Consider the following 22503-nt stretch of genomic DNA (forward strand, 5'->3'; position numbering starts at 1 on the left):
TCTCCGGGCTTTTCAGAAGTCTTTTGAATCAGTCGATCAGGGCTTGGCAGCAGGCGTCGGAGCCGGCTTGGCGCCAGCCGCCGCAGGTGCCGGCGTATCAACGACAGGTGCCTTGATCGGGTTGGCATCGATAACGCCGCGCAGCTTGGCGGTCGCCTGGGTGTTGAGGTCGCGCGAAATGCCGTTGGCCCAGATTTCAGCCGCACGTCCGAGTTCGCGGGCAACCAGCGGCTGGTTGTTCAAAAGCTTCTTGCCGGCTTCGGTCGTGAAGAAGGTCGAGATCGTCTTCAGCTCATCGACGGAAAAGCTTTTGGCGTAGATCGTCGCGGCTTCCTTTTCGAGATCCGCACGACGCGGAGCAAGCGCCAGCGCCTCTTCGTCGACGATGGCGTTGATCTGTTCCTGGAAGTTCGGCGAAGACTGGATAAACTGACCCTTCAACGCTTCGGCCATGTTGGGCAGAATGTTGTCGAACCGATCGGTGACGTTGAGCGAAGCGATAGCATCGCGCGCAGCCGCCATATGGGCCTCAGGAATTTCCTGGGCCTGAGCAGAAACGGAAACGGCGCCGGACATCACAATTGCGAGGGCGGCAGCACGGCCAAGAACCGCGAATTTGATCATGGGTTGATTGCTCCTAAGGTTATTTCGCCTTCAACGTCCGCGCACCAGCCTCGCCGGCGATGATCGCAAAGGACGCGATGTGAATGAACAGCCCGTGCTCGACGACGCCGGGAATGAGATGAAGTTGAGCTGACAAGGCCTCTGCATCAGGAATGCGGCCAAAAGATGCGTCAAGAATATAGTGCCCGCCGTCGGTGCGAAACACATCTTCGCCACCGCGGCGCAGCTTCAGTTCGCCGGAAAGACCAAGCCTGGAGGCAGCCTTTTCGATGGCAATGCGTGTCGAGGCCATCCCGAACGGATTGATCTCGATCGGCAGCGGAAACGCGCCGAGGGTTTCCACGACCTTGCTTTCGTCGGCAATCACGATCACCTGAGCAGACGCCGCCGCAACGATCTTTTCACGCAGCAAAGCCCCGCCGCCGCCCTTGATCAGGGTCAGGTTCCCGTCCACCTCGTCGGTACCGTCAATCGTCAGATCGAGCTCCGGCAGTTCGTCGAGCGATTTGAGGGGAACGCCGAGTTCGACGCAAAGGCGGGCGGTCCGCTCCGAGGTCGGCACGCCGAGAACCTTCAAGCCGCCATGCACCTTTTCGGCCAGGAGACGAACGAACTCTTCGGCAGTCGAGCCTGTGCCGATGCCAAGACGCATTCCGTCTTCGACATATCCCAGCGCAGCCTCAGCCGCCTTGACCTTCAGTTCTCGGGCGTCCATCCGCCAAAAGCTCCAGAATGTTCCTGCGGTCGCTGTTTACACGGCTCTTTTGACAAACGAAAGAGCCTAACGTCTTGCACACAGGCTTGCTGAGGTTTTGCGGCGTCGCCGGTTCCGTGTTAGTCGCTGCCTTGCTTTTTTCTGTGTTGATATTCCAGCCGGCATTCATCGAAACCAAGAGGCACCCGTGAAAACTCCCCTCGTCATCTTCGATCTGGATGGTACCCTCGTTGATACCGCGCCCGATCTCATCGATAGCCTCAATCACACGATTGCCGCGGCCGATCTGCAGCCTGTCGCCTATGAGGACATCACCCATCTCGTCGGCCAGGGCGTGCGGATGATGATCGCCCGCGCCTTCCACCTGCGCAAGACGCCGCTCGACGACGAACTGGCCGCGCGGCTTTTCGATCGCTTCATGGCGCATTACAAGGCGAATATGCCGGGCAAGAGCAAGGTCTATCCCGGTGTCATCGACTGTCTTGATCGCCTCGCATGTGCAGGTGTCCGGCTTGCCGTCTGCACCAACAAGCTGGAAGAACTGGCGCTGCCGCTGATGCAGGGCCTTGGCCTTGCCTCGCGTTTCGACGTCATCACCGGCGGAGACACGTTTGCGGTCCGCAAACCCGATGCCGGGCATATTCTCGGCACGATCGAGAAGGCAGGCGCCGACCCGGCATGCAGCATCATGATCGGCGACAGCATCAACGACATCCTCGCCGCGCAAAATGCAAGGATTGGTTCGATCGCCGTCAGCTTCGGCTATTCCGACGTCCCGGTCGTGGACCTCAACGCTGACATCGTCATTGATCACTTCGACGATCTGACCGTCCAGGTCATCCGGCAGATGATCTGAAGTCGATACGAACGAAAACGGCGGCTCGAAGGCCGCCGTTTCCAATTGGACGTCAAGATTTTCAGCTTTAAGCCGAACGTGCCTTCGTGGTTGCCTCGAATGCCTTTCTCACGGCCGCGTCGCGATCGTAGACGTCGTCGAAATACTCGACCTTTCCGTCCTTGTTCGGCCATGCGGTAAAGTAGGAAACGTAGACCGGGATCTTTGCGGTCACCTTGGCCGCAACGTTTTCACCACCGGCGATCCGAGCATCGACCTCCTGCTCGGAAATGCCGAGGACGGCCGCAGCCATCTTGCGCGGCTCTGCAAGTCTCACGCAGCCATGGCTGAGCGCACGCATGTCACGCTGGAAGAAGCTCTTCGAAGGCGTGTCATGCATGTAGATCGCATGGGCGTTCGGAAACAGGATCTTCAGGTCGCCGAGAGCATTGTCGCTCGACGGAGGCTGACGAACCGAGACGTTCTGGGTCGAAGTGTACCAGTTGACGCTGCGCGACGGCACAGCCTTGCCATTGACCGCGACTTCATAGCCGAGACGATCGAGATAGGACGGGTCCGCGCGAAGCTTCGGCAGCATCTCGTTGACGATGATCGACTGCGGCACGCCCCAGTATGGGTTGAACTCGACAGTCTCGATCTCGTCTTGGAAGAAGAACGTCTGATGCGCCTTCGATCCCACAACTGTGCGCATCGAGAACTGCTCGGCGCCGTTCTCGTTGTAGTAAACGCGGAATGCAGGCTGGTTGATGAACACGTAGCGCTGACCGAGATCGCTCGGCAGCCAGCGCGCCTGTTCCATGGCGACCACAAGCTTTTCGATCTTGTCCTGCGACGTATGGCCGACCATCTTGCGAACGGTCGCCGCACCGATGACGCCATCGGCCTTCAGGCCTGCTTCGCTCTGGAACGTCTTGACCAGATCGACCAGCTCGGGCGTGTATTCCGGCGTCTGCTGGTAGCTCGCAAGCGTCGCTTCGTGCTTGGTCTTCAGCGCATCGGACCCCGAATGCTGGATCGCCGCCACAACAGCTGACAGATCAGGGCTGCTGTTGCCCGGCTTCAGGAGCAGATTGTCCGGGAGCTTCACGGCGGTCGCTTCACTCGCAGCTTCAGCACGCAGCCTGACAAGCTCGGCTTTCAAAGCCGTGAAATGCCGATCCTGCGGAGCAAGGCCTGCAAGATAGGCGCCGGGTTCCTGACCTGTCGCCAGGAAAGCCATGACGCCATTCAGATCGACGGTCTTCAGCTTGAAGTCGTGGAATCCGGAGATCTTGTTCGGATCGATGCGCCCGCGCGTCATATCCTGCGCAAACATCAATGCCTTGGCAGACAGAGCAAGCTCGAACTGCATCAGATCGCGGTCGTGACCCTCGGCCGGACCGGCGGCAGGTGATGCTACGGCAGGCGTTTCAGCCGTGGTGGTAGCTGTGTCCGGCGTGGCAGCGACGGGTGTGGCGGTTGCCGCTTCCGGCGCCGCTGCGGGGTCGACAGTGGCCTCGGCTTCAGCCGACGCAACCGGCGCTTCGGCAGGCGCGACGCTGGCGGTCGTCAGGTTCGGAACCTTCAACGCGTAGTCGGCGGGATCGAGACCGAAGTCGGCGGCCTTTTCCAGCACGCTGATCAGCGCCCGCGCATGGTCGTTGACATCGCCGCCGGAGACCCAGAGCGGAGCTGCGTTCTTGCTGTAATAGTCTTCGAGTGCGGACGCGATCGCAGACGGGGCCGATACCTTTGCCTGCGCGATCAGGCGGGTCGCATCGGTCGCTGAGGCCGCGGCAAAGCCTGCGGTCGTCACGGCCCGGCTGGCATCGGCTTTATACGTATAGTAGCGGGGTCCGGACACCTTCGGCAGCGGCTCGGGATCGGCCAGCGCCTTTTCGGTGGGAGCAACAGTCGTCACACCCGGAACGCCGTTGTCGGCGGCGCGGCTCTTGCCAGGGCCGCCTTTCAGGAAATCCATCAGGGTCAGGGCGTTGGCGGGGCCGGCCAGGACGGCAAAGGCCGAAATTCCGGAAACCAAAGCCAGAGCGAGCGAAGTCTTTTTGGTATCTTGCGGCAATTTTGTCCCCGTCATTTCCACCCGCTTGCAAATCTGCGGGATCAATTCATGCAGCCCGCCATCTATCCGATCGCGTGGCCTGTGGAAAGAAACGCCCGAGCGCACACAAAGCCGGATCTGAGTGGCAAAGCATACGCGAACGCCGGCGAAGATTAAGAAATTATTCGTTAAATTTTCACCAATGGGTAACCTAGTTTATTTGGCCGACCATTGTTCCATCGGGCACAATTCCACCCGGCGTGACCGAAATGGCACGCGGACACGGTCACAAATCGACCCCGGCTGCGCTTGAAGTCACCCGGTAATGGTATAGTAATGCCGGCGCCGGTTTCGTGCCCGGCACGCGATAGTTCGCCCGCGTTCGCGGGCATGGGAGACAGAGGCGACACGATGACCACAACGCGCACCGAAACCGATACTTTTGGCCCGATCGACGTGGCCGCAGACCGCTACTGGGGCGCTCAGGCGCAACGTTCGCTCGGAAACTTCAAGATCGGCTGGGAAAAGCAGCCGCTGGCCGTGGTCCGTGCGCTCGGCATCGTCAAGCAGGCCGCAGCCGTTGCGAATATGGAACTGGCAGGCCTTGACCAGACCGTCGGCAAGGCGATCGTCGACGCTGCCCAGGAAGTGATCGACGGCAAACTCAACGATCATTTTCCGCTTGTGGTCTGGCAGACCGGTTCCGGCACGCAGTCGAACATGAACGCCAACGAAGTGATCTCCAACCGGGCGATCGAAGTCCTCGGTGGCGTCATGGGCTCCAAGAAGCCTGTGCACCCGAACGACCATGTCAACATGAGCCAGTCGTCGAACGATACGTATCCGACGGCCATGCACATTGCCTGCGTCGAAACCATCGTCCGCCATCTCCTGCCGGCGCTCAAGCACCTGCATGAGGCGCTGGAAGCCAAGGTGAAGGCTTTCGCCCACATCATCAAGATCGGCCGCACCCACACGCAGGACGCGACGCCGTTGACGCTCGGCCAGGAATTTTCCGGCTATGCCGCGCAGGTCGCCTCCGCGATCGCCAATATCGAGCTGACGCTTCCGGCGCTCTCCAAGCTTGCTCAGGGCGGCACTGCCGTCGGCACAGGCCTCAACGCCCCGGTCGGCTTTGCCGAAAAGGTCGCCGACGAAATCTCGAAGATCACCGGCCTCCCCTTCGTGACGGCGCCGAACAAGTTCGAGGCGCTCGCCTCACACGACTCGATGGTGTTTTCGCACGGCGCGATCAATGCGGCAGCAGCCGCCCTGTTCAAGATCGCCAACGACATCCGCTTCCTCGGCTCCGGTCCGCGTGCCGGCCTTGGCGAACTGTCGCTGCCGGAAAACGAGCCGGGCTCGTCGATCATGCCGGGCAAGGTCAACCCCACGCAGTCGGAAGCGCTCACACAGGTCTGCGCCCACATCTTCGGCAACCATGCTGCCCTCACCTTCGCCGGCAGCCAGGGGCATTTCGAGCTGAACGTCTACAATCCGATGATGGCCTACAACTTCCTTCAGTCGGTTCAGCTGCTCGGTGATGCTGCCGTTTCCTTTACCGACAACTGTGTCGTCGGCATCGAAGCGCGTGAAGACAATATCCGCAAGGGCGTCGAAAACTCCCTGATGCTGGTCACCGCACTGAATTCCAGGCTCGGCTACGACACCTGCGCCAAGATCGCCAAGACCGCGCACAAGAATGGCACCACGCTGCGTGAGGAAGCCGTTGGCGGTGGCTATCTGACGAACGAGGAGTTCGATCAGTATGTCCGTCCGGAAAACATGATCGGCCCCAAGTAAATCGGTCGCAATAGCGATGACGGGGTCGGTCAACCGATAGGCCCCGTCGTCAAGATTACATCCGGAATGAGCTAGACCGAAACATATGTTTGGCGCGTATCGCAAGCTCAGCCAAGATTTGCACTTTCACGCAATATAACATAGAATCATAATTAAAATAACCCGTACAAAATTGCGCAAATACAAACTGCTCTTAATTGTTTTCCAATATTCGTCACATATAAATTTATCCACACAGTGGATGAGGTCTAGTGGGGGTCGTCGATGACGACGGGTGTGGCGCCGAAGGCGCAATCCAGTGATTTGATCAGTCAAGTCATATACGCAATTCGGGCGATGGGGGTCGCTTCGATACCGCGTAATTATCAGCTATTCTATGAAGCTTACATCGGCTCCAACCCCGAGCTGGCACAGGATCTTGCGGCGCTGGGCTCACGCGCGACGCAAGAGGAACTCGACGACCTTTCTGCCCGGCACCTGGGAACGGGTCAGGTCGATGTCATCGAGAAGGCGCATGACCGCATCTTGACGGAGCTGGACTCTGTCTTGAAGCTGTTGCGTCAGGAACAGGCGTCGCTCGAAAGCTACAGCCGTCTTCTTGGCGAGACCGCCGTCCGTATCAATGCCAAAAGCAGCTTTTCGAGCGAGCTGATCCGCAACGCCGTCAGCCTCCTCAACGATGCCACCGGTGACAAGATCGCGCAGGGCGAAAAGACCGCCGGCGACATGGAGCAACGCTCGCAGGAAATGGATCAGGTTCGCCGCGAACTCGACGAGTACAAGCGGATCGCCAATACCGATTCCCTGACGCGGCTTTCCAACCGACGCGCCTTCGACGAGCGCCTGGCAACGATCTTCGACCATGCGCCAAGCCTGCCCGTGACGGCGCTGGTCCTTGCCGACATCGACAATTTCAAGAAGATCAACGACAGCTACGGCCATCCGGTCGGCGACAAGATCCTGTCGACCGTCGCCTCGGTCATCCGTTCGAACGTCCGCAAGGAAGTCTTCGTCGCACGCACAGGCGGCGAGGAGTTTGCGATCATCGTTCAGGGCAACACGCCCGACGAGGTCATGATCATCTGCGAGCGGGTGCGTCGTGCTCTCGAAACGCGCGCCTTCCGCAATTCCCGCTCGGGCATCAACTATGGGCCAGTCACCATCTCGCTTGGATACTCGATGGCCTCGCAGGCAGCCGATCCGGGCGATCTCTACGCCCGCGCAGACACGGCGCTCTATCATGCCAAGAACTCCGGACGAAACCGGACCGTGTTCTACGAAGACAGCATGACCAAGGATTACGTCAGCAAGAGCTGGCTGATCTACAAGAAGTGATCGCCTGCTCTCACCACATCGTCTTGGCGGCACGGTCCGCCCAGTCGCGGTCATAGGTCTCCTTGTCGAAGTCGGCCTTTGCCGCCTTCAGCAAGGTGCCGGGCGTCGGAAGGGTCCTCGGATCAACAAACCGAGCTGGGTTCCACAGTTCCGACCGCATCAGCGCCCGCGCGCATTGGAAATAGACCTCGTCGATAGCAATCACCGTCACGCTGCGCGGGTGCTTGCCGTCCATCTCGAAGCTTTGAAGCAGTCCGGGTTCCACCGACACCACCGCGCGACCATTGATCCGCATCGTCATCGTCGAGCCCGGCACGAGAAACATCAGGGCGACCCGCGGATCTCGAACGATGTTGATCAGCGAATCGATGCGGTTGTTGCCACGCCAGTCCGGAAGCGCCAGCGTCCGCTCGTCCTCGATCCGCACCACCCCGCCGAGATCGCCGCGCGGCGAGCAGTCGATCCCTTCCGGCCCGACGGTTGCCAGCGCCACGAACGGTGACGCCTCGATCATCTGCCGATATTCAGCCGTCAGGAAGCGGGTCACCTTGGCAAGCGATGCCTCGCTGCTGTCGCCATAGATCGCCTTCAGTTCGTCGACCGTTGTGATGATTGTCATCTTGCTGCCCCTTGCGCCGCGTCCTGTGCGGCCGCCCGTCGTTCCCGTTCGCGCGCCGTTTTTGCGGCGATGATGTCTGCGGGTTGCGCATTGCCCTTGATCAGCGACCGGCCGGCATAAATGCCGCCGACCTGTTCCAGCGCAAACCGTTCGCGATCGATCTCGCGGAATTCCTCGACCATCTGAAGCGCCGTCTCGTCGGCCTCACCCAGAGCGCGCAGAACCTCGCCTCCGAAGCTCAGCGCCGAATCGTAGGTTTCGCGGATCTGGTAATCGACGCCGGCCTTCAGAAGATCGATCGCATGACCGCGGTCATAGGCGCGGGCGAGAACCGGAACGAGCGGGAACTCTTCCTTGACGATCTCGGCGATCTTCAGCGCCGCTTCCTTGTCGTCCACACAGATCAGGATCGCCCTTGCCGTCGCCGCACCGGCTGCATGCAGGATCTCGGGTCGGACACCGTCGCCGTAATAGACCTTGAAGCCGAAATCGCCGATGTCGCGGATAAACTCCGCATTGCTGTCGATGATCGACAGCGTATAGCCTCGCGCCAGAACCGGCTGGCTGACGATCTGTCCAAAACGCCCGAAGCCGATCAACAGCACCGTATTTTCGATATTCTCTGGCTCGGCCAGACCGCTCGTATCCACTTCCGGCTTCGGCGCGGTGCGCACGTAGATCGCAACGACCAGCGGCGTCACCGCCATCGAGATAACGATCGTCGCCGTCAGCACGGCATTCGTATCGGAATCCAAGATGCCGACGGAGGCGGCCGCCGCGTAGAGCACGAACGCAAATTCGCCGCCCTGCGCCATCAGGATCGCACGGCCGAGACCTTCGGCGTGGGACGTGCCGAGCAGCCTCGCGACCCCATAGATCACCAGTCCCTTGACGATCATGTAGGCGATCACGGCAAGGAGAACGTGCTGCCAGTTGGCGGCAATCACCGACAGATCGACCGCCATGCCGACGCCGAGAAAGAACAGACCCAGCAGGATGCCGCGAAACGGTTCGATATCGGCCTCGAGCTGATGCCGGAAGGATGATTCGGACAGGAGAACGCCCGCAAGAAACGCGCCCATCGCCATCGACAATCCCGCAAACTGCATCAGCAGCGCCGATCCGAGCACGACGAGAAGAGCCGCAGCGGTCATCACCTCCCGGGCGCCGGAGTTGGCAAGCAGCCGGAAGAACGGGTTAAGCAGGTATCGCCCGGCAAGAACGAGTGCGGCAAGCGCTGCAAACCCGATGCCGACCGATTGCAGCCGCTCGGTCAAGGATACGGCCTCGCCCTGCGCCGCCAAGAGGGCGACGATAGCCAGCAGCGGCACGATGGCGAGATCCTCAAACAACAGGATCGCAACGATATGCTGGCCCTTCGGCGTGTGCAGATGGTTGCGCTCCTGAAGCATCTGCATGACGATTGCCGTCGAGGTCAGGACGAAGCCGGTGCCGGCGACGAAGGCGACAGGCGCCGGATAACCGAAGCCGATCCCGACAGCCATCAGCAAAACAATACAGGCGCACACCTGAAGTGCGCCAAGCCCGAAAATATCCTTTCGCATGCTCCAAAGCCGCGATGGCTGCATTTCCAGGCCGATGACGAACAGGAACATGACGACGCCGAGTTCGGCAATGTGCAGGATCGCCTGCGGATCCGAGACAAGCTTCAGTCCAAAAGGCCCGATCGCCAAACCGGCGGCGAGATAGCCGAGCACGGATCCGAGACCGATCTTCTTGAAGAGGGGTGCCGCAATAACCGCTGCCCCGAGAAGCGCGACGACCTGAACCAGATCGCCCGCATTTGATTCCGCTGCCACCCCGACAATCCCCTTTGTTTTCGAAATCGCTTTAGCGCGTCTGCGTGACACTATCGCGGCTCAGTCCCTTGGCCGCCAGATCATTTTCGTAACCCTGGAAAAGCGCGTCGCCCTCGGTCCCTAGCTCGCGCAGATAGCGCCAGGTAAAGATACCGCTGTCATGGCCGTCGTCGAACGCGATGCGGACCGCATAATTGCCGGTCGCGACCACGTTGCGTATGCCCACAAGGCGCTTTCCCGGTACCGTCACCTTCTGGTCCGGGCTGTGGCCCTGAACTTCTGCGGAAGGCGAGAGCACGCGCATCATCTCGGCGGACAGGGCGTAAGACGCACCGTCTTCAAAGTGCACGGTCAGTGTTCTCTTGTCCGGCGAAACCCGCAATTCCGTCGGCCAGCTGTCGTTGGGAACGTCAGTCATGTTTCTCTTCCAATTTGAATGTCTCACGATTATGGACTTCGCTCATGCCTCGCAAGCCCGTTCGCCGTGAACGGTCCATCATCACGTTAAGGAGTACAAACCTTGACGTTGCCCCGGATCGGACCCAAGTTCTGGCGTCAGGAGTATTTACCCGTGAATTCATTTGTCATACCGCCACTGACTGCCGGCCCTGCCGCGACCAACGCACCGATGATCGACAAGTTTGGTCGCGCGGTGACCTATCTGCGTGTCTCGGTCACGGATCGCTGCGACTTTCGCTGTACCTATTGCATGGCTGAAAACATGACGTTCCTGCCGAAAAAGGACCTGCTGACGCTGGAAGAGCTCGACAGGCTCTGTTCGGCCTTCGTCGCAAAGGGCGTCCGCAAGCTTCGGCTAACCGGCGGCGAACCTTTGGTGCGCAAGAACATCATGTATCTGGTCCGCTCGATCGGTCGCCACATCGAAGAGGGCAATCTCGACGAGCTGACGCTGACGACGAACGGCTCCCAGCTCGCCCGCCATGCACAGGAACTCTACGATTGCGGCGTGCGTCGCATCAACGTCTCGCTCGATACGCTCGATCCCGACAAGTTCAAGACCATCACACGCTGGGGTGACTTCTCCAAGGTCATGGAAGGCATCGATGCGGCGCAGAAGGCGGGCTTGAAGATCAAGCTGAATGCGGTCGCGCTCAAGGATTTCAACGAATTCGAGATTGCCGACATGCTGCGCTTCGCACATGGCCGCGGTATGGACCTGACCGTGATCGAGACCATGCCGATGGGCGAGATCGAGGAAGACCGCACGGACCGCTATCTGCCGCTGTCGAAGCTGCGCGCCGATCTCGAGCAGCAGTTCACGTTCACCGACATCCCCTACAAGACCGGTGGCCCTGCCCGCTATGTCGAGGTCGCGGAAACCGGTGGCCGCGTCGGCTTCATCACGCCGATGACGCATAACTTCTGCGAGGGCTGCAACCGCGTGCGACTGACTTGCACCGGCACACTCTACATGTGCCTCGGCCAGAACGACGCCGCCGATCTTCGTGCCGCATTGCGCGCATCCGACGATCCGGCCGTTCTCTCGGCGGCGATCGACGAGGCGATTTCGCGCAAGCCGAAAGGCCACGACTTCATCATCGACCGCAACAACCGCCCCGCCGTCTCGCGCCACATGAGCGTCACCGGCGGGTGATGTAAACGAAGCAAAGCTCAGATGTGAAAAGAGCCGGCATGAGCCGGCTCTTTTCATTTTGGGACTGCAGCGATCGTCTCAGGCGACGTCGCGTCGCGGCTGATCGCGCCGGTCATAACTCCCCATGCCGAACTGTGCGTGCGGTTCGCGGGTCTTGAACCGCTCGATCTTCTCGGAGAGAACGCCGACCCGCTGGCGCAGGCCGTGGATCTCGGCATTGTTTTCTTCCACCATCGCGGCGTTCCGCTGGGTGATGTGTTCCACTTCCTGAACCGCGCGGGTGACTTGGCTGATCCCCGTCGACTGTTCCTCGGCAGCATCGGAGATCTGCGTCACCAGTTTGCGCACGTCGGTCACATGGGCGATGATCTGCGAGAGCGCGCCACCTGTCTCCTCAACCAGGTGCACGCCATTCGTGACCTGCGCGGAACTTGCCGAGATCAGTCCCTTGATTTCGCGGGCAGCGCCTGCGCAGCGTTGCGCCAGTTCGCGGACTTCCTGCGCGACCACGGCAAAACCGCGACCCGCCTCACCTGCGCGTGCGGCTTCGACACCGGCATTGAGCGCAAGCAGGTTGGTCTGGAAGGCGATCTCGTCGATGACGCCTATGATGGTTGCAATCTTCTCCGACGACCGGCTGATCTCGCCCATGGCGCCGACAGCGCGTGCCACGACCTCGCCCGAACGCACCGCGAAAGCTTCAGTCTCGTTGACGGACGTCGAGGTTTCGCGAGCGCTCTGCGCCGTTGCGCGGACGATGTCGCCGAGATGGCGGAGCGCACGTGAGCTCTGCTCGAGTGCCGCCGCCTGCTGCTCCGTGCGCCGGGCAAGGTCGTCGGCGGATGCCGCAAGATTGCCCGTGCCGCCTTCGATCTCGTCGGCCGTGGAACGGACGTCGGCAAGCGTGCCGCGCAACTCTTCGACAGCGCGGTTGTATGTGCGGGCCATCTCGACGAAATCCTCGGGCAGGTTTTCATCCATGGTCTGCTCCAGGTCGCCTTCGGCAAGCTGGCCGAGAACGCTCGAGAGAGCGGTCAGCGCCTGACGCTGTTCGGCGGCAATCCGGGCACGTTCGCTTGTGCGGCGGTCCGATTCGGCGCTCGAAAGCTCCCGTGCCGACGTCGCCTCTTTTTCCAGCCGGATATTCTCCAGCGCCGAATCGCGGAACACGCTGACCGAGCGCACCATGTCGCCGATCTCGTCGCCCCGCTCGCGGCCTTCGATCTTCACATCGAGATCGCCATCGGCCAGACGCTTCATGATCTCGGTGACGCGGCGCAAAGGTCCGCGCAGCGTCTCGACCAGCATGAGGCCGCCGGCGATGGCAAGCAGCGTGCCCGCCACCATGGCAATCACGGAAACCGTGGCCGAACGCTCGCTGTCTGCCTTGCCGACCTCCTGCGCCTGAGCCACGAAGTTCTTGAGGCCGGCCATGCCCGCCGTCAGCGTTTCTGTCGCCTTCGTGCGTGCCGCAGTCCATTCACCCGCGTTGACAATCGTCGTCGCCGTGCTCTTCTCCAGCGCGCTCAGCAGTGTCGCAAGGGTCGGTCCAAAGTCGCGGGTGGCGGCATTGCGTGAATTGAGTTCGGAGACTTTTGCGCTTGTTGCCCTCAGCGCCACGATGTCGGCAATGATATGCGAACGTGCTTCATCGGTCGGCACCGTCATGAAACGCTCGGCATGCAGTTGCATCGCGTTCGAAATCTGGAGCGACTGGTCGATCTGGTCGAGAACGCTCTTCAGCACTTCCACCTCGCCTTCGAGATCGACGAAACGCTCGGCTGCGTCACCGGATTTCTTCGTCACTTCGGCGGCAAGTTCCCCCTGCGGTCTCATGAAGGCACTTGTCGCAATGCGCAAAGCTTGGGCCTTGTCGGCAACCGGCTTGTCGCTGGCGATGACGGCCAGAAGCTGATCGGCTGACTGCTCGATCGGCGCCATGGCCGCCTTGCCGTTGGACGACAGCATCGGAGCGACGATCGCGAATTCCTTTTTGAGCGTGTGGCCGTAAAGCTCCGCGCCCTTGACGGTGGCTTCGTCGGTTTCGGAGGCCCGCACGGCATTGCGCAGATTTTCCAGCCGACGCGCGACGGATCGATACGCGTAGGCTTCAAACAGCTGCCGCTTGGCGAATTTCTCTTTGCCGTCAAACTGTTTCTGGATGATCTCGACCTGCTTGTCGACGCCGTTGGAAGCATCGCGCACGCCTTTGAGGATCTGATTGATCTCCTCGACATTGCGCTTGCGCATCTGTTCGATCGCCCACAGCCCGTCCGTGTCGGCCGAGAGCTTAGCCGCAAGCTCGCGGACAACGGCTATCCGGTTACGGTCACCCTCGGTCTGCAACAGCCCTTGCAACCGGCCGACGCCGTCAGCCTGACGCGCGATACTGGACCGCAGGGTCGCGACGGTCTGATCCGACGGAGCCTCGGTGAATGCCTGAAGCGATGACTGGAGATCTTCGAAATCGCCGATATTTTCGATCGTGGCACGCGTCACGGTCATATGACCGTTCAGCGTTTCGGCCGTATAGAAGCCAGCCATTCCCACGCCTGCAATCAGAAGCACCAGTGGCACGACGAAGAGAAGAACCTTGGTGACAATTTTGCGTCTTTGAAGCAGACGATCGACGAATGACATGGAACCCCCGGGTTGTTGAGTAGCCCCCGGCTCCGCTGTTCATTCGCGGGTTATCCAGCAAGCGCCCCCACGTCATGCGGGTAACATTGCTGCACACAATCTGCAAATTCGGTTGAACAAGCGTTAACTCAAGGACGTCCGAGTTGCGATTTCGCAAGAACGGGGACATGTGGCTGCTGGCGGACCGTTTGAAGCTGCGCTAAGACGGCGCGGTCCCGAGGAGACATCATGAGTCTGTCCGAAAACGCACGCGGCGCCCTGGTTATGGCGTTCGCCATGGCGGCATTTACCTTCAACGACGCTTTGGTCAAATCCGTTACGTCAGAGCTCAGCATTGCACAGATCATTGCCGTGCGCGGGGTCATGACCACAACCCTCGTCTATTTCATCGCGCGCCACCTTCGCGCGTCGATTTCGCTGAAAACGCTGAGCCATCCCCTCGTCCTTTTGCGAGGATTTTGCGAACTCGGCGCCACCCTTGCGTATTTCACCGCGCTCGCCCGGCTCGAATTTGCCACCGCTTTCTCCATCATGCAGTCGCTGCCACTGGTCGTCACGCTTGGCGCAGCACTCATTTTTCGTGAACCGGTTGGCTGGCGGCGCTGGAGCGCGATCGGGGTCGGGCTCGTTGGCGTCCTTCTCATTCTGCGCCCCGGCGCGGAAGGCTTTTCGGCGGACGCGATCTATCCGCTCATCGCTTTATGCTTCACCGCCTGCCGCGACCTGACGACCCGGCGGATCAGCGCCGAAATCCCGACCATCAGCATCACCTTCTTCACGAGTTTCGCCAACACGCTTCTCGGCATTATCCTGATCATGCCGATGGGTGGCTGGCAACCGGTGAGCGCCGGCACCTTCTCCATTCTCGTCCTGACATCGCTCCTGGTTTTTGCGGGTTATCAGACCGTGATCATGGCGATGCGCACGGGAGAGGTCTCGTTTGTGACGCCGTTCCGCTACACGAGCCTGATCTGGGCTCTGGCGATCGGGATCCTGTTCTTCGGCGAGGAGCCGAGCGGCAGCATGCTTGCGGGAGCGGCAATCGTGATCGGCTCCGGTCTCTACACGTTCGCGCGCGAGAAAAAGAGGAAGCAGCAGGTCGCGACCGCCGCCGACGTCGCCCCGCCCGGCTCCACGCAGACGAGAGAAACGGGCCGATGATAACTGCCTTAAACAATCTCCCGGCTCTCATTCTCGCCGGCGGCCGATCCAGCCGCATGGGGCAAAACAAGGCTGATCTGCCGCTCGCCGGAAAGACGATCCTCGGCCATGTCGTCGATCGGCTCGCGCCTCAGGTGATATCGATCGTTCTGAATGCGCCCGAAGCCCCAGAGAATATTCGCGGGCTACGTCTCGTTCCCGACTTGAGACCGGGCCAGGCCGGCCCGCTCGAAGGCGTCCTGGCCGGTCTTTTCGACCTGCAGGCGCAGGACACCGATGCGTCCCATATGGTGACGGTCCCCTGCGACAGTCCGTTCCTGCCGCTCGATCTGGTGGCACATCTCAAAGCCGACGCTGGCCCTGAAACCATTGCCGTCGCTACGTCGGATGGTCGTACGCATCCCGTTTTCGCGCTCTGGCCGAAGTCGATCGCCGACGACCTCGAAAAATGGCTTGTTGATCCCGACAACCGTCGCCTCAGGGCATTTCTGGATCGCCATTCGACGGTCTATGTGGATTTCCCAGTTCTCGACATCGGCGGCGAAATGCTCGATCCTTTTCTCAATATCAACACTCCGGAGGATCTGGCCTTGGCCAAGCGCTTCACCGAGGCTCTGAGATGACAGTGCCGCCCCGTGTCTTTGGAATTGCAGGCTGGAAGAACTCCGGCAAGACTGGTCTTGCCGTGCGACTGGTGACGGAGTTCACCCGCCGCGGCTACAAGATCTCGACGATCAAGCACGCCCACCACGATTTCGACATCGACAAGGTCGGCGCCGACTCGTTCCGGCACCGTCAGGCCGGCGCGCATGAAGTGACGATCGTCTCCGGCACCCGGTTTGCCATCATGCACGAGCTGCGCGGCGATCCGGAACCCAGTCTGCAGGACGTTCTCGATCGTATCGCGCCCTGCGATCTGGTGCTGATAGAGGGCTACAAGCGCGAGCCAGTGCCCAAGATTGAGGCTCGCAGGATCGAATCGAAAAGCCGCGAGCCACTGGCTCCGACCGATCCGCATATTGTTGCCATCGCTGCCGATCATGCGGTGGAGGGTACGTCCCTGCCCGTCTTCGATCTCGACGACACGGTCGCCATCGCGGATTTCATCGCGGACGTCGTTTCTCTCCCGCAGAAATGAAAACGCCCGGATAAACCGGGCGCTCTCTGATCAACTCTGGTGAACCGTACTATTTCGACGCAACCGGCTTTACCAGCGCCGTGATGCGGCGGATGGTGACGCGGCGGTTTTCCTGGTTCGGTCCGTCGGTGCGAACCTTCAGGTAGCGTTCGCCGTAGCCCTGGGTCGCCAGGTTTTCCGGCGGGATGCCGTAAGCGTCGGTCAGAACGCGGGCAACGCTTTCCGCACGCTCGTCGGACAGGACGAGGTTGGCGTCATCCGCGCCGACGGCGTCGGTATGGCCTTCGATCAGGAAGGTTTCAGCCGGGTCCTTCTTCAGCACCTGGTTGATCGCATCCGCAACCTTGCGCAGCGAGCTTGCCTGATTCATCGGAATTTCGGCACTGCCTGTTGCGAAGGTGACCGTATCCAAGTCGATACGACGAACCTTGTCGCGGATACGGGCCGAGTAGCGAACCTCATCCAGCGAATAGACGCGCTCGACCTGTTCGACCGGCGGCTGTTCGAGGAACTCGTAGTAGTTCCGGTCAGGCTCCGACGACGTGTCGATAATGTAGTCGTCGAGCGGAACGTCGAGACGCATCGGCGGCAGATCGTCACCCGGATCGCGCCAGGTATAATCTGCACCGCGGTTCTGTTCCGACAGTTCCGGCGCATAGTAGAGCACATATTCCTCGCCCCCGCGCACGATACGCGACCGCTGGACGATCTCGCCGTAACGGTTGCGCACGGTGACGATCCGGGTGCCGTCGTCGCGCTCGATCACTTCACGTACACGACCATCGCGCAGACGCTCGTATTCCGGCTGGCGACCGTCTTCTTCATAGAAGCGGCGGCTGTCATCGTGGCGCACGACCGACTGGTTGTCGATCGAGATGATCACGCGGCCACGATCCCTGCCGCGATCGTTACGACCGACGTCCTGGCCGTCCTGGCCGCGATAATCCCAGCCACGCGGGCGATCGAACTGCGGACGACGGTCGAGCCGTTCGCCGCGCTCTTCGGACAGTTCGCGGAAATTGCGCCTCTGGTCGGCTGTCTCCCGGGTGTTGGACTGGGAATCAGCGTCGGAACGTGGCGGTGCACGATCCGCCTGCTGGGCATCGCGATCGCGGTCGCGGCGCGGACGCTCACCATCGCGGTCCGGACGACGCGGACGTGCATCTTCCTTGGCGCTGTCGAGCACCGCTGCACCGTTTTCGACCGGCAGGGTCGGCTGTTCGCCGCGCTGCGCAGACTTCGGATCCTTCGCCAGTTCCTTGGCGCGCTCCACCTTGTCAGGCGTATCGGCAACCTGCGGCGGCCGCGGACGGCCGTTTGCGGGCTGATCGGTCTCCGGCTGGTTGCGATCGGCCTGGTTGCGATCGGGACGATCACGGCCGGGCTCGTTCGGATTGGCCTGATCGGCATCACCCGGGCGACGGTTGTTCTGGTCGCGGTCGGCTGGGTTACGGTCAGCCTGATTACGGTCTGGGCGAGCCGCGTCTGGCTGCGCTGCAGTATCCGGACGGGTCTGGTCGCGCTGGTTGCGATCCTTGGCGTCGCGCGGTGGCGTAGCCCCGTTCTCAGCGTCGGTGTCGCGAGCATTGCGTTCCGCAGCCTTCGGATCCACCTTGGGGTCGGCCTTCGGATCTACCTTGCTGCGATCGCCCTGCGCGCGCGGACGCTCCGGCGACTGTTCATCGCCTGCCTTTTCGCGCTGCGGACGAGCCTGATCCGGATCGGCCTGGTCTGGCTTTGCACGATCGGCCTGTGCCTTTTCAGGCTTGGCCGGCTTTGCATCGTCCGGCTTCGCCCTGTCGGCAGCATCGGCCTTGGACGGATCGGCGCGGTCACGGGATGGCTTCGGGCGCTCGCCTTCGGCATTCGAACGGTCCGCTGCAGGCGGACGCTCCTTGGCATCGCTTCCCTGCGCTTCACGGCGCGGGCGTTCGCCTGCTGCAGGTGCATCCTGCTGACGCTCGGCATCGCGGCGCGCTGGCTTCTTCTGCTCGGGCTCGCCCTGTTCAGCCTGCGCGCGGCGTGCTGGACGCTCGCTTGCGCCGCCGTTGTCTTCAGTCTGCTGGCGACGCTGCGGGCGCTCGCTGGCACCGCCACCGTCTTCCGCGGCCTGGCGACGCTGCGGCCGCTCTGGCTTGTCTTCGCCCTGGCCTGCTTCGCTCTTTTCGCGGCGCGGACGCTGCGGCTTTTCGCCACCACCATCTTCAGGCGCGATGACTTCCTGCTGCACCTGGATGAGACCTGGTACCGAGGCCGGAGCCTGGTTGACTTCAATGGCGGCCTTCAGCGGCATGGCACCAACCGGCTGCAGCATCAGCGGCAGCGACAGCACCGGCGCAGCCACGCTGGCAAACAGTCTGAATTTTTTAGACATGCAATCTTCCTCTTCTCAAGCGTCTCTTCCCTTGGCGCATCCCGTATTATGCATCGTTCGAAAGAATGACCTCGGGCTGACGCGCCGGCTGAACGGGTATTCAACCGATATGGTTCCGCAAAGACTGTTCCCAACCACATGAATGACAACTGAATGCCGCGTTCACCTCCCGCGAGGTGTCATGGGGCAGGAAAATGCCGTTGCAATTTCCCGTTAGCCGGTATCTATAAAACGTCAGACGGGGCGAGCTGGCCTTAAGCCCCGCAACCCGGATGGCGTATGAATTCAACGCCGCCGGTCTTGCCAACAGAGAGGATCATTATGACCATGTCCCGCCTTTTCGCAGCTGCATCCATCGCGGCTGTATCGCTTTTCGCCGGATCCGCGCTTGCCCAGGAAAAGCTCACGATCGGCACCGAGGGCGCCTACCCGCCCTTCAACGTTCTCGAATCCAACGGCAATCTGACTGGTTTCGACATCGACATCGCCAAGGCGCTGTGTGACGAAATGAAGGTCACCTGCACCTTCGTCACCAACGACTGGGATGGCATCATCCCGGCGCTGCAGTCGAAGAAGTTCGATGCTATCATCGCCTCCATGTCGATCACGCCGGAACGCATGCAGCAGGTTGCGTTCTCGAAGAAATACTACAACACGCCGCCGGCAGTCGCCGTACCGAAGGATTCGCCTCTGAAGGATGCGACCGCGGCCTCGCTCAAGGGCAAGACGCTAGGCGCCCAGGGTTCGACCACCCACTCGAACTACACCGAAAAGCATTTTCCTGATTCCGAACTGAAGCTCTACCCGACGTCTGACGAGTACAAGCTCGACCTCACCAACGGCCGCATCGACGGCGTGGTTGACGATATTGTCGTCCTGTCGGAATGGGTAAAGTCCGAAGCCGGCAACTGCTGCAAGATCCTCGCACCGCTCCCGGTCGATGCTGAGATCAACGGCGAAGGCGCCGGCATTGCCGTGCGCAAGGACGAAACGGCACTGGCCGACAAGTTCACCGCCGCGATCGCCGCGATCCGCGCCAACGGCAAATACGCCGAAATCAACAAGAAGTATTTCGACTTCGACGTGTACGGCGACAAGTAATCGTCTATACGCCGGAATATGAACGGCGGAAGGCTTGCCCTTCCGCCGTTTTCCTTTTTAATGACACCTATGACTGAAGCGGCGCCTTAAAAGCCGCATGGGGAACGAACCGGAATGACCCTATGAGCGGATGGCTCTCCGCCCTCTTCGATACGCTCGACCCGTTTTGCGGCCCGGCCGGCATCTTTACCTGGCTCGGCCAAGGTTCCCTGATTGCCTGCGGCGACGCCGGATGGGGCGACGAGATCGCCTTTGGCGTCAAGGTCACGATCACGCTGGCCTTGGCGACCCTGCCGGTCGGCCTCGTCATCGGCTTTCTGATCGCGCTCGCAGCACAGTCGGAGGAACGGCTGCTGCGGCTGGCCGCCGGCATCTACACGACGATCTTCCGTGGCCTTCCCGAGCTGCTGACGCTGTTCATCGTCTACTACGGCGCCCAGATCCTTCTCCAGACAGTGCTGTCGACCTTCGGCTATGACGGGCGCGTCGAGATCAACGCCTTCGTGGCTGGGATGGTAGCTCTCGCTGTCGTGTTCTCCTCCTACTCGTCGGAAGTGCTTCTCTCTGCCTTTCGCGCCATCCCGCGCGGCCAGTATGAGGCCGGCGATGCGCTTGGCCTTCGGCGCTGGCGCACGATGTTCCTGATCGTCCTGCCGCAGCTCATCCGCATCGCGCTGCCGGGCCTCACCAATCTCTGGCTGATCCTGCTGAAGGATACGTCCTACGTCTCGGTCATCGGCCTTGCCGATATCATCCGCCAGACAGGCATTGCCGCGCGCGTCAGCCGTGAGGCGTTCTTCTTCTATACCATCGCCTGCCTTCTCTATCTCGTGCTTGCGATGATCTCCTCGTTCGGACTGGGCTTCATCGAACGCTGGGCCAAACGCTCGGGAGTATCGCGATGAGCTTTGTGAAAGAGCTGATAGCGCCACGCCCTGCGCCCGCCGTCGTCGCGAGGCCGCTGACCGCTGCCAAGGTTGCGGGCATCGTCGTTCTGGTACTCTGGGGCCTGCTCGCAGCAGCGTTGGTGATGATGGTCATTAACGGCTGGGATACGGCGAAGTTTGAGCGCTATGGGCCGCGCTACCTCAACGGCCTGTGGACGACCATCTCGATTGTCGGCATCTCCATCGTTCTCGGCGCGCTGCTTTCGCTGCCGATCGCGTTCGCCCGCATGTCGAAGAACCGCGTGCTCAACACGATCGCCTACGCCTATGTCTATCTGTTCCGCTCGACGCCGCTGCTCGCGCAGCTCTTCCTGATCTATTACGGTCTCGGCAGCTTCCGGGCGGAACTGGAATCCGTCGGTCTCTGGTGGTTCTTCCGCGAAGCCTGGTATTGCGGGCTGTTTTCGCTGACGATCAACACCGCCGCCTACCAGGCCGAGATTCTCCGCGGTGCCATTGAAAGCGTGCCGCGCGGCCAGCACGAAGGCGCCGCGGCGCTGGGCATTTCCAAGCGCATCACGCTGCGCAAGGTCATCCTGCCGCAGGCACTGATCGTGGCCCTTCGCCCTTACGGCAACGAAGTGATCCTGATGATCAAGGGCTCCGCCGTGGTCGCCATCGTTACCGTTTTCGATCTGATGGGCGAGACGCGCTACGCCTTTTCGCGCACCTTCGACTACCAGACCTATCTCTGGGCGGCGATCTTCTACCTGACGATGGTGGAAGCGCTGAGGCACCTCTGGGCATTCATGGAAGCCCGCCTGACCCGTCATCTGAAACGCTAGTCCAGATTGCCAAACGGCGCTTCGACGATTAAAGCGCTTCGCAACGAAAAGGATGATGGCGATGACGAAGATCGACGAGGAAGCTCTGGCCGAGGCCTATAACCGCGCATTGGCGCTGGAAAAGGCCGGCGATATCGACGCGGCGGTAAAAGCCTACGAAGACGTGCTGGCAATCGACCCCGAGGATCACGGCGGCGCAGCAGTCCGCATCGCCTCGATGGGACGCGGCGAAACGCCGCCGAGAGCGCCGGACGCCTATGTCGAAACCCTGTTCGACCAGCATGCCGAAAGCTTCGAGGACATCCTTGTCGAACAGCTCGGCTACGCCGTGCCCGTCATCCTGCGCCAGCGTCTGCAGGAACTGAACCTTGGCCCGTTCAAGCGCATGCTCGATCTCGGCTGCGGCACCGGTCTCACAGGCGGGACCCTGCGCGACATGGTGGACGACATCACCGGCATCGATCTTTCCGAAAACATGGTCGAGATCGCCCATGAGAAGGATCTCTACGAGACCCTTTACGTCGCGGAAGTCGAGGACTTCCTTGACGACAACGACGACGAGCCCTTCGACCTCGTCACCGCAACCGACGTTCTGCCCTATCTCGGCGCGCTAGAACCGCTGTTCTTCGGTGCTGCCGAAAACATGGTGCCGGGTGGCCTGTTCGCCTTCTCGTCCGAAACGCTCCCCGCATCCGACACCACCCCCTACCGGGTCGGCCCCCACCAGCGCTTCGTCCACTCGGAATCCTACATCCGCTCGCGGCTGGAAGAGACCGGCTTTACGGTCGTGGAAATGACCGAAATCAATGTGCGGATGCAGGACGGCAACCCGAGCCCCGGCCATCTCGTGATTGCGAAGTTGAAGGGCTGAGCTCCTAAACTGGACGGTTCGTCGAGTCATATTGACATTACGTATAAGTTGCGCAAATCTT

General features: G+C 61.0%; 19 protein-coding genes. 11 read left to right on the forward strand and 8 right to left on the reverse strand.

Translation table 11 applies throughout. The features are described from left to right. Positions 1–36: 36 nt before the first annotated feature. Positions 37–624, reverse strand: a complete 588-nt coding sequence (locus tag IFT66_RS05740; RefSeq protein ID WP_062580883.1) for a DUF2059 domain-containing protein — start codon at positions 622–624, stop codon at positions 37–39. A 19-nt stretch (positions 625–643) separates the two neighbouring features. Continuing rightward, positions 644–1339 carry a ribose-5-phosphate isomerase RpiA gene (gene rpiA / locus IFT66_RS05745; RefSeq protein WP_192076964.1) on the reverse strand — a complete coding sequence of 232 codons (696 nt, stop codon included), beginning with the start codon at positions 1337–1339 and terminating at the stop codon, positions 644–646. Between the two features lie 187 nt (positions 1340–1526). Here rpiA and IFT66_RS05750 point away from each other — a divergent pair, with 187 nt between their 5' ends. Further along, a complete protein-coding gene (locus IFT66_RS05750) occupies positions 1527–2195 on the forward strand; it encodes an HAD-IA family hydrolase (RefSeq protein ID WP_192076965.1) in 669 nt (222 codons plus the stop codon). A 67-nt stretch (positions 2196–2262) separates the two neighbouring features. Here IFT66_RS05750 and IFT66_RS05755 read toward each other — a convergent pair whose 3' ends face one another. Next, a complete protein-coding gene (locus IFT66_RS05755) occupies positions 2263–4254 on the reverse strand; it encodes a L,D-transpeptidase family protein (protein ID WP_446737865.1) in 1992 nt (663 codons plus the stop codon). Positions 4255–4644: 390 nt separating this feature from the next. On the opposite strand from IFT66_RS05755, the gene fumC reads away from it, so the two are divergent. Both fumC and IFT66_RS05765 read left to right on the forward strand, forming a co-directional pair. Further along, positions 4645–6036: a class II fumarate hydratase gene (gene fumC, locus IFT66_RS05760; protein WP_113167664.1), complete on the forward strand. Its 1392-nt coding sequence runs from the start codon at positions 4645–4647 to the stop codon at positions 6034–6036. A gap of 264 nt (positions 6037–6300) precedes the next feature. Then, on the forward strand, positions 6301–7371 hold the full coding sequence (locus IFT66_RS05765) for a GGDEF domain-containing protein (RefSeq protein WP_062456544.1): 1071 nt from the start codon (positions 6301–6303) through the stop codon (positions 7369–7371). A 10-nt stretch (positions 7372–7381) separates the two neighbouring features. Here IFT66_RS05765 and IFT66_RS05770 read toward each other — a convergent pair whose 3' ends face one another. The 3 genes from IFT66_RS05770 to IFT66_RS05780 are packed head-to-tail and all read right to left on the reverse strand — an operon-like array spanning position 7382 to position 10228. Then, positions 7382–7990 carry a pyridoxamine 5'-phosphate oxidase family protein gene (locus IFT66_RS05770; RefSeq protein ID WP_062456541.1) on the reverse strand — a complete coding sequence of 203 codons (609 nt, stop codon included), beginning with the start codon at positions 7988–7990 and terminating at the stop codon, positions 7382–7384. Next, the gene (locus IFT66_RS05775; protein WP_062456538.1) at positions 7987–9810 is read right to left on the reverse strand and encodes a monovalent cation:proton antiporter-2 (CPA2) family protein; all 1824 of its coding nucleotides are present in this window, start codon (positions 9808–9810) and stop codon (positions 7987–7989) included. Before IFT66_RS05775 ends, IFT66_RS05770 begins: the two co-directional genes overlap by 4 nt. 31 nt (positions 9811–9841) lie before the next feature. Continuing rightward, positions 9842–10228: a gamma-butyrobetaine hydroxylase-like domain-containing protein gene (locus tag IFT66_RS05780; protein WP_174196587.1), complete on the reverse strand. Its 387-nt coding sequence runs from the start codon at positions 10226–10228 to the stop codon at positions 9842–9844. Positions 10229–10438: 210 nt separating this feature from the next. Here IFT66_RS05780 and moaA point away from each other — a divergent pair, with 210 nt between their 5' ends. Then, positions 10439–11425 (forward strand): GTP 3',8-cyclase MoaA, encoded by a 987-nt coding sequence (gene moaA / locus IFT66_RS05785; protein WP_113110841.1) that lies wholly within the window; start codon positions 10439–10441, stop codon positions 11423–11425. 78 nt (positions 11426–11503) lie between these two features. On the opposite strand, the gene IFT66_RS05790 is transcribed toward moaA, so the two are convergent. Continuing rightward, positions 11504–14065 carry a methyl-accepting chemotaxis protein gene (locus IFT66_RS05790; RefSeq protein ID WP_192076967.1) on the reverse strand — a complete coding sequence of 854 codons (2562 nt, stop codon included), beginning with the start codon at positions 14063–14065 and terminating at the stop codon, positions 11504–11506. A gap of 228 nt (positions 14066–14293) precedes the next feature. Here IFT66_RS05790 and IFT66_RS05795 point away from each other — a divergent pair, with 228 nt between their 5' ends. From IFT66_RS05795 to mobB, 3 genes are read left to right on the forward strand one after another with little or no spacing between them, the layout of a single operon-like run. Continuing rightward, entirely contained in the window at positions 14294–15226 is a 933-nt protein-coding gene (locus IFT66_RS05795; RefSeq protein ID WP_192076968.1) for a DMT family transporter, read from the forward strand. Further along, the gene (gene mobA / locus IFT66_RS05800; protein ID WP_199864757.1) at positions 15223–15849 is read left to right on the forward strand and encodes a molybdenum cofactor guanylyltransferase MobA; all 627 of its coding nucleotides are present in this window, start codon (positions 15223–15225) and stop codon (positions 15847–15849) included. Before IFT66_RS05795 ends, mobA begins: the two co-directional genes overlap by 4 nt. After that, positions 15846–16364, forward strand: coding sequence for a molybdopterin-guanine dinucleotide biosynthesis protein B (gene mobB, locus IFT66_RS05805; protein ID WP_192076969.1), 519 nt, complete (start codon positions 15846–15848; stop codon positions 16362–16364). Before mobA ends, mobB begins: the two co-directional genes overlap by 4 nt. Positions 16365–16413: 49 nt before the next feature. On the opposite strand, the gene IFT66_RS05810 is transcribed toward mobB, so the two are convergent. After that, on the reverse strand, positions 16414–18738 hold the full coding sequence (locus IFT66_RS05810; protein ID WP_192076970.1) for an OmpA family protein: 2325 nt from the start codon (positions 18736–18738) through the stop codon (positions 16414–16416). Positions 18739–19065: 327 nt separating this feature from the next. On the opposite strand from IFT66_RS05810, the gene IFT66_RS05815 reads away from it, so the two are divergent. The 4 genes from IFT66_RS05815 (at position 19066) to IFT66_RS05830 (ending at position 22442) form a co-directional block, all read left to right on the forward strand. After that, entirely contained in the window at positions 19066–19839 is a 774-nt protein-coding gene (locus IFT66_RS05815; RefSeq protein ID WP_425503175.1) for an ABC transporter substrate-binding protein, read from the forward strand. Between the two features lie 122 nt (positions 19840–19961). Beyond that, the gene (locus IFT66_RS05820) at positions 19962–20744 is read left to right on the forward strand and encodes an ABC transporter permease (protein WP_062456516.1); all 783 of its coding nucleotides are present in this window, start codon (positions 19962–19964) and stop codon (positions 20742–20744) included. Further along, positions 20741–21571, forward strand: coding sequence for an ABC transporter permease (locus tag IFT66_RS05825; protein WP_062456514.1), 831 nt, complete (start codon positions 20741–20743; stop codon positions 21569–21571). Before IFT66_RS05820 ends, IFT66_RS05825 begins: the two co-directional genes overlap by 4 nt. A gap of 52 nt (positions 21572–21623) precedes the next feature. Then, positions 21624–22442 carry a class I SAM-dependent DNA methyltransferase gene (locus IFT66_RS05830; RefSeq protein WP_062580912.1) on the forward strand — a complete coding sequence of 273 codons (819 nt, stop codon included), beginning with the start codon at positions 21624–21626 and terminating at the stop codon, positions 22440–22442. Positions 22443–22503 lie beyond the last annotated feature (61 nt).

The sequence above is a fragment of the Rhizobium sp. CFBP 13726 genome (assembly GCF_014841925.1).
Classification (GTDB): domain Bacteria; phylum Pseudomonadota; class Alphaproteobacteria; order Rhizobiales; family Rhizobiaceae; genus Neorhizobium; species Neorhizobium soli.

Bases quoted from the DNA above. Each gene is read 5' to 3' on its own strand.
- IFT66_RS05740 (WP_062580883.1), bottom strand. From the start codon at position 624: ATGATCAAATTCGCGGTTCTTGGCCGTGCTGCCGCCCTCGCAATTGTG.
- rpiA (WP_192076964.1), bottom strand. From the start codon at position 1,339: ATGGACGCCCGAGAACTGAAGGTCAAGGCGGCTGAGGCTGCGCTGGGA.
- fumC (WP_113167664.1), top strand. From the start codon at position 4,645: ATGACCACAACGCGCACCGAAACCGATACTTTTGGCCCGATCGACGTG.
- IFT66_RS05765 (WP_062456544.1), top strand. From the start codon at position 6,301: ATGACGACGGGTGTGGCGCCGAAGGCGCAATCCAGTGATTTGATCAGT.
- IFT66_RS05770 (WP_062456541.1), bottom strand. From the start codon at position 7,990: ATGACAATCATCACAACGGTCGACGAACTGAAGGCGATCTATGGCGAC.
- IFT66_RS05780 (WP_174196587.1), bottom strand. From the start codon at position 10,228: ATGACTGACGTTCCCAACGACAGCTGGCCGACGGAATTGCGGGTTTCG.
- moaA (WP_113110841.1), top strand. From the start codon at position 10,439: ATGATCGACAAGTTTGGTCGCGCGGTGACCTATCTGCGTGTCTCGGTC.
- IFT66_RS05790 (WP_192076967.1), bottom strand. From the start codon at position 14,065: ATGTCATTCGTCGATCGTCTGCTTCAAAGACGCAAAATTGTCACCAAG.
- IFT66_RS05795 (WP_192076968.1), top strand. From the start codon at position 14,294: ATGAGTCTGTCCGAAAACGCACGCGGCGCCCTGGTTATGGCGTTCGCC.
- mobA (WP_199864757.1), top strand. From the start codon at position 15,223: ATGATAACTGCCTTAAACAATCTCCCGGCTCTCATTCTCGCCGGCGGC.
- mobB (WP_192076969.1), top strand. From the start codon at position 15,846: ATGACAGTGCCGCCCCGTGTCTTTGGAATTGCAGGCTGGAAGAACTCC.
- IFT66_RS05810 (WP_192076970.1), bottom strand. From the start codon at position 18,738: ATGTCTAAAAAATTCAGACTGTTTGCCAGCGTGGCTGCGCCGGTGCTG.
- IFT66_RS05815 (WP_425503175.1), top strand. From the start codon at position 19,066: ATGTCCCGCCTTTTCGCAGCTGCATCCATCGCGGCTGTATCGCTTTTC.
- IFT66_RS05820 (WP_062456516.1), top strand. From the start codon at position 19,962: ATGAGCGGATGGCTCTCCGCCCTCTTCGATACGCTCGACCCGTTTTGC.
- IFT66_RS05825 (WP_062456514.1), top strand. From the start codon at position 20,741: ATGAGCTTTGTGAAAGAGCTGATAGCGCCACGCCCTGCGCCCGCCGTC.
- IFT66_RS05830 (WP_062580912.1), top strand. From the start codon at position 21,624: ATGATGGCGATGACGAAGATCGACGAGGAAGCTCTGGCCGAGGCCTAT.